Origin of the sequence: Lysinibacillus sp. GbtcB16, assembly GCF_019091145.1 — a bacterium.
GTDB classification, from domain to species: Bacteria; Bacillota; Bacilli; order Bacillales_A; family Planococcaceae; genus Lysinibacillus; species Lysinibacillus fusiformis.
On record NZ_JAGXJV010000880.1, the window covers coordinates 1 to 235 of the forward strand.

General features: G+C 34.0%; 1 pseudogene. It reads right to left on the minus strand.

The features are described from left to right. Positions 1-217 (minus strand): annotated as a pseudogene (locus tag KVT27_RS26185) (hypothetical protein); the annotation flags it as partial. Between the last annotated feature and the right edge of the window lie 18 nt (positions 218-235).

A 235-nucleotide genomic window follows, 5' to 3' on the forward strand; every position in this document is an offset into this window, starting at 1 on the left:
GTATAGCTCCCGTTCCTTGTAAATAAAATAGTGGTTGCTCAAAACTACCAATTGCTAATATAAATGGCTTCTCTTTTACATGCTCCATCTTTGAATACCGTTCTTCGTACTTACGGCATTTCGTGCTTATACTATTAGCTATTCTTTCTGTTGCCAAATGAATAATCTCACTGTGTATTTCCTCATGAGATTTACCACTCTTATATAAACGATTCAATTCTTCAATTCTTTCATG